The following is a 4,340-nucleotide window of genomic DNA, read 5'->3' on the forward strand; positions in this document are numbered from 1 at the left end:
TGCCCGGGCCAGCCTGGATCAACCAACCCGCCGAACCCGCAGTCGCGGAGACCGAACCGAAACTAGCCGCCTAAACTCACGCTGGCCTCATTCACCTTGACAAATTCCGGAACGGCAGTAGAAATGTGATCTGGGTCTACCCCGGAGTTTCTCTCGTCTACGTCTACTCCAGCAGCCACACGCCCAGGATCAATCCAGAGTGGATCAGCGCATTGCTCGGTTCCGCGAGCACCCCCGATGGTCTAACTGTGTTGCCCGAGCCGCCGTCCGCCAGCACTGGCCCGCACTTGTTTGCGTCGCTCAGAGAGCACTGATGGATTCTACGAGGAGCAGCCCTCGCCGGAAAGACAACCGAAGGCGTTAGGAGAAAGTAGTCCGGCGAGCGATAACGTCCGCGGCCACCGCATCCAAGGGTTGACCTGTGGATTCCGCATAGTCCACGAGGCGTTGCAAGGCCTGGTCTGGGTCAGTGTGGGTCTGAGCAATGATCACTCCGGTTGCTTGGTGCACCTCAGAGTCGCCGTGGAACGCAACGATCCATGTCAGCGAGGGACCACTGCTTGATCGGGGTTGCACGCCCGAGGGGACGATGCCAGTGCGGGCCGCCCACCGCTCCAAAAATGGCTTGGAACACTGTATCTATCAAGGCCTGGAAGACGATAGGCCCTGCAGCAGGGCCGCGAGGCTTGCTGCGTCATCGACCGTGAGCGCAAACTCTTTGCCGTTGTTCAGGGTCAAGACGATGCCTTCCCCGGCACGAATTACGACTGCGGATCGCCCTGGCATGATCCTGTACCCCCACCCACCCCACGCGCCTGGGGCAATGATTTCCGCACGAACATCCGAGATATTGGTCAACTCAATCTTCTTCGCAAGAAAAGGTGCTGCCGCCGGAGAAACGCGCAAGCCCCGTTTGTCCGCTGTCACGCGGACCCGGCTGAACGATGCTGCGGCAGCCGTCACCACTACCAACAGGGCGCTAGTCAGAATGTCAGTCAACGTGGGCTCCTTCCCCACGAGAGGTATCCAAAGGGATGCTCCGCCCACAACAAGAATGATGATGGCAATAAATGCGAACAGCGGGGCTTTCATGATTGTGCTGAAAGCGGCGGATTCATGCGGCGCGAAAGTCATCTGTTCATGAGGCTCGACCTCTTGAATGGGGGTGGGTTTGCGAGCTACAAAGTAAGGCAGCAACCCGTAAGCGAAGGAACCAAGAAGGAGTAAACCCCATCCTCCGATAACGGGCTCACTATCCGGCTGTGTACTGACGGCGAGTGCTGCGCATATTGTCCAGCCACCCGCTGCGCCGCCAGACAGCAGCCCAGTAATGAGGTAGCCGAAACGAGAGTCATCTTGCGCTACCGGCGTGAGGCCCGTTAGAAAGCCGATCAGCCCGCATACCAGCGCGGTAGATGCTGTGATTCCGAAAAGCAGAATTGTCGGTTGAGTAGAGACGACTTGGTCGCCCGACCACTGCGTAGGAACGGTGCTCGGAAGCTGGTTCACCCACATCAGCCCCGTAGCGACTATGACCAGAAAAGGTACGAGGAGTAGAGTCCCCGCTAATACGTTGCGCAAGCTTCGGTGTCGTTCAGATGCACTCATGAGCTTCAGATTCTTTCCAGTAGTTGAATCACATCGGAGCGTGTGAGTCCGAGCCGGCGACTTTCCGTCATTAGCTGTTGAGCCAGTGCAGCTAGGTGCGGCGTCACCGACGATGCCTCACGTCTGATCCATGCACCCCGCCCTTGCCTCATTTCGACAAGACCTTCGTCTCGAAGTCGACTAAAGGCGCGCAAGACCGTGTGCATGTTTACGTCGAGAGCGAGGGCCAAATCGCGGGCTGGCGGCAACCTGTCGCCAATTTTTACGCTTCCGTTTGATATGCCCGCCCTGATTTGATCTGCAATTTGCGTAGCCAAGGTCGCCTTCGATGCCTGATCAATGCGAATCAACACATGTGTAATGTTAGTAGAACAATGTCGCTAATGGAAGCCTCTGCCTGGATTTAATATCCAGGCCAAAGGCCATATTTACAATTTGCTTGATCACTCCTCTCTGTAGACACAGCACGGTTGCGTTCATGGGCTTTATTTATGAGCTCGCTCTGTCAACGCGGGCGAAGATGAGCCCAGTCGACGCTGACGCAAGGCAGTTCGCGCAAGTTTCTTGACCAATTCAAGGAGGTTGCCCTCCGGCCAAAGAAGCAGAATCAGCCCACCCCACATGGCAAAGGCGAAGCTCCACAGTCCCATAAGCACTGCAATTCCTAGATGAAAAGCAACGCCTAGGGGAAGTAGTACGAGCCGGTATTTGCGGGGGATAAATATGGAGATTCCAAGAAAGAATTCAAGCAATAATGTGCCCCAGGTGACGGCCGCGACCGGGATTGCGTGAACCATCAACAGGTCGGTTGCTTCTCGGAATGACCCTGACGGGCCAAACATCGGATCCCGCAGCCAGTAATAGAGCGCGGTTCCGTCTAGCCATTCTGGAACTCCCAGTTTGGCAAGACAGGAGTTTATGTATACGAACGCCACTTGCACCTGAAGGACAACAATTGAGATATGAGCAAGCACCATAGTTTTCGGGTGCTTTGCGCCGGCCTCTGCAGGCGCCGTCTTCCAGTGCCACACCCTGGAGTCGATGAGCGAGAGAGGGATCAATAGGAAAGCCAAGACGGAAATAATCTGATCCCCTCCATCGATCACCGTGAGGGATGCCTGGTTGCCGACAAGAACCCACCACATGGGAAGGGCCGTGTAACGGGGCCGCCATCCCGAAGCAGCGACCGCAAGGATCAAAATGCACGCCAGCCTCGCCCAACCGTGTCCGGCTGCAGGGGTTAAGCACCAGATACTCATCGAGGCTGGTCCTGCACAGAACATGTCTGGTGCCCCGGCGGCGGGACGAATCAGAGTATTCACTGACGAGAAAACCTGTGTCCCTAATCCAGAGAGCGCAATGAGAGTTCGGGCCAATCCCAGATTTCCAGTCCACACTGGACGCGACGACCATGCGTATACAAAGGATGAAAATTTTTCTAGCATGTGATTTCCACCAAGGTGATCGAAATGCGTTGTTTCGCTTGACCAATGTTCGCGTAGGCCCAAGGAGCGGGCGGCGCTTTAGAAAAAGCTGAGAGCCCACAGAGTGTTGGATCCGGTGAGAGGTTCGCCACAGTTGGAACCTCTGCCTTGCTGTCATCTGAGAGCGCATCGAGGCAATCGATCGCGTCTCCGTAGTCGGTGCAGTCAGTCCAGATACCGTCCACCACCTCCTTGTAAACGAGTCCCACCTCGACGCCTTGGGCGCGTGAGACTCGATTCCAGCCGAATGCATACTGAGCCTGGGCGTGAGGGTACATCGCCGCGCTAGCCCAGCCTGCTTCTTGAGAGTGCGTGTACGGAAGAATCATGTCTTCACGTGGAGACTTGGTGAAAAACCCCCATTGCTCAGGAAGAATCGTCTGGACGATCGGTTTGAGCGAGACCTGCTAAGCGGACGTAAGCACGTTCTCTGGTTGATTCGTGTGATAAACAAAAGCTCCGAAAGCAATCCAAAACGTCACAACAACAAGAGCAAAAATTCCGAGTGACGGAGGAGGAGTAAACGCTCGATCCGCTTGGTCGCCGGTCGATCGATACTCCTCCTCGTCTTCTCGGACGGAAGCTAGTTGATCTTCACGTCCCATGTGCGGTTACGCGAGTGCCGTAGTGACGGATGCAATCCATTTTTCGCGCGCCAACTCAGAATCAACGCCAGACGCACGCTTCGCGTAGCCCTTGTAGAGCCACGAAACCGCTACAGCGGCCACTTGAAGAACGGCAACACCCGCGTAGACCAGGACTGCGACGGCAAATAGAACCACCTGGATGCAGTCAGGCGACACTTCACCGGAAACGCTGCCATCGCCATACCCAAGGGCGGTGAGCGCTTCGTTCAGAACATCTCCGGTGTCGGTGAAAGCGGTCTCAACTTGGAGAACGTCTCCGCTTTGCGCCAACTCGGCGAAACGATCGAAATATGTCGCATCGATCGAGTTGATTTGGGCGACGATTCTGTCGATCTCGCCTTCCACCTCTGGAGTCATGTCAACTGGATTGGTCAGTCCCTCGAGCTTCAAGGCCGCCTCACCCTGCCCGAAAACGATTGCCCTAAACAAGGGCTCGCCCTCATACTTCGGGCTGCTCTTTTCCGAAACAGCCGCGATGTGTTAACGCCGATTGAAAACAGGACCATTAACGCCGATTGAAAACAGGACCACCGACCAGTATGGAAGGTGATCAATATGGACGATTGGGCGAAGATACGCCAACTGTTTGCAACGGGCGAGC

The 4,340-nt window shown here is 55.9% G+C and carries 7 protein-coding genes; 1 reads left to right on the plus strand and 6 read right to left on the minus strand.

What is annotated here, in order from left to right; translation table 11 throughout:
* Positions 1-89: 89 nt before the first annotated feature.
* The gene (locus E3T61_RS22770; protein ID WP_478213455.1) at positions 90-314 is read left to right on the plus strand and encodes a DUF7882 family protein; all 225 of its coding nucleotides are present in this window, start codon (positions 90-92) and stop codon (positions 312-314) included.
* Positions 315-360: 46 nt separating this feature from the next.
* Here E3T61_RS22770 and E3T61_RS22715 read toward each other — a convergent pair whose 3' ends face one another.
* The 6 genes from E3T61_RS22715 to E3T61_RS18340 all read right to left on the minus strand — a co-directional run bounded on the left by E3T61_RS22715 (position 361) and on the right by E3T61_RS18340 (position 4,216).
* Positions 361-576: an ANTAR domain-containing protein gene (locus tag E3T61_RS22715; protein ID WP_420898501.1), complete on the minus strand. Its 216-nt coding sequence runs from the start codon at positions 574-576 to the stop codon at positions 361-363.
* Positions 577-642: 66 nt separating this feature from the next.
* On the minus strand, positions 643-1,608 hold the full coding sequence (locus E3T61_RS18320) for a hypothetical protein (RefSeq protein ID WP_134642291.1): 966 nt from the start codon (positions 1,606-1,608) through the stop codon (positions 643-645).
* Between the two features lie 5 nt (positions 1,609-1,613).
* Positions 1,614-1,961, minus strand: a complete 348-nt coding sequence (locus E3T61_RS18325; RefSeq protein WP_134642292.1) for a GntR family transcriptional regulator — start codon at positions 1,959-1,961, stop codon at positions 1,614-1,616.
* 132 nt (positions 1,962-2,093) lie between these two features.
* Entirely contained in the window at positions 2,094-3,053 is a 960-nt protein-coding gene (locus E3T61_RS18330; RefSeq protein ID WP_134642293.1) for a sporulation-delaying protein SdpB family protein, read from the minus strand.
* The gene (locus E3T61_RS18335; protein WP_255455711.1) at positions 3,047-3,481 is read right to left on the minus strand and encodes an SdpA family antimicrobial peptide system protein; all 435 of its coding nucleotides are present in this window, start codon (positions 3,479-3,481) and stop codon (positions 3,047-3,049) included. The genes E3T61_RS18330 and E3T61_RS18335 overlap by 7 nt, the downstream gene beginning before the upstream one ends.
* Before the next feature lie 222 nt (positions 3,482-3,703).
* Entirely contained in the window at positions 3,704-4,216 is a 513-nt protein-coding gene (locus E3T61_RS18340; protein ID WP_478213456.1) for a sporulation delaying protein family toxin, read from the minus strand.
* Between the last annotated feature and the right edge of the window lie 124 nt (positions 4,217-4,340).

It is taken from the genome of Cryobacterium lactosi (genome assembly GCF_004403945.1).
GTDB classification, from domain to species: Bacteria; Actinomycetota; Actinomycetes; order Actinomycetales; family Microbacteriaceae; genus Cryobacterium; species Cryobacterium lactosi.

Coding starts and splice junctions, on each gene's coding strand:
- E3T61_RS18320 (WP_134642291.1), bottom strand. CDS start 1,608: ATGAGTGCATCTGAACGACACCGAAGCTTGCGCAACGTATTAGCGGGG.
- E3T61_RS18330 (WP_134642293.1), bottom strand. CDS start 3,053: ATGCTAGAAAAATTTTCATCCTTTGTATACGCATGGTCGTCGCGTCCA.